General features: G+C 63.3%; 1 protein-coding gene. It reads left to right on the top strand.

Features of this window, described 5'->3' with window-relative positions; genetic code table 11:
- Positions 1-14: 14 nt before the first annotated feature.
- Positions 15-1,186 (top strand): elongation factor Tu (gene tuf, locus AO057_RS17295; RefSeq protein ID WP_057677362.1); only part of this gene is annotated, 1,172 nt, incomplete at its 3' end.

The following is a 1,186-nucleotide window of genomic DNA, read 5'->3' as shown; positions in this document are numbered from 1 at the left end:
TGGAGATTTGAAAAATGGCAAAAGAGAAATTTGAGCGGACCAAGCCGCACGTCAACGTGGGCACGATCGGTCACGTGGACCACGGCAAGACCACCCTGACGGCGGCCATCACCACTGTGCTGGCGGCCAAGTTTGGCGGCCAGGCCAAGGCCTACGACCAGATCGATGCGGCTCCTGAAGAGAAGGCCCGCGGCATCACCATCAACACCGCCCACGTCGAGTACGAGACCAAGAACCGTCACTACGCCCACGTGGACTGCCCCGGCCACGCCGACTACGTCAAGAACATGATCACCGGTGCCGCCCAGATGGACGGCGCCATTCTGGTCGTGTCCGCCGCTGACGGCCCCATGCCCCAGACCCGCGAGCACATCCTGCTGGCCCGTCAGGTGGGTGTTCCCTACATCATCGTCTTCCTGAACAAGTGCGACATGGTCGACGACGCCGAGCTGCTCGAGCTCGTCGAGATGGAAGTGCGCGAACTCCTCTCCAAGTACGACTTCCCCGGCGACGACACCCCCATCGTCAAGGGCTCGGCCAAGCTGGCCCTGGAAGGCGACAAGGGCGAGCTGGGCGAAGGTGCCATCATGAAGCTGGCCGACGCCCTGGACACCTACATCCCCACCCCTGAGCGTGCCGTGGACGGTGCCTTCCTGATGCCCGTGGAAGACGTGTTCTCCATCTCTGGCCGCGGCACCGTCGTGACCGGCCGTATCGAGCGCGGCATCGTCAAGGTCGGCGAAGAAATCGAAATCGTCGGCATCAAGGTCACCCAGAAGACCACCTGCACCGGCGTGGAAATGTTCCGCAAGCTGCTGGACCAGGGCCAGGCTGGCGACAACGTCGGTATCCTGCTGCGCGGCACCAAGCGTGAAGAAGTCGAGCGCGGCCAAGTGCTGTGCAAGCCCGGCTCCATCAAGCCCCACACCCACTTCACGGGTGAGGTGTACGTGCTGAGCAAGGACGAAGGCGGCCGCCACACCCCCTTCTTCAACAACTACCGTCCGCAGTTCTACTTCCGTACGACGGACGTGACCGGCGCCATCGAGCTGCCCGAAGGCAAGGAAATGGTGATGCCGGGCGACAACGTGTCGATCACCGTCAAGCTGATCGCCCCCATCGCCATGGAAGAAGGCCTGCGCTTCGCCATCCGCGAAGGTGGCAAGACGGTGGGCGCCGGTGTGGT

It is taken from the genome of Curvibacter sp. PAE-UM (genome assembly GCF_001432305.1).
Lineage (GTDB): Bacteria > Pseudomonadota > Gammaproteobacteria > Burkholderiales > Burkholderiaceae_C > Hylemonella.
Note: the sequence above shows the minus strand (reverse complement) of the source record. Positions and strands in the feature narration are given on the sequence as shown.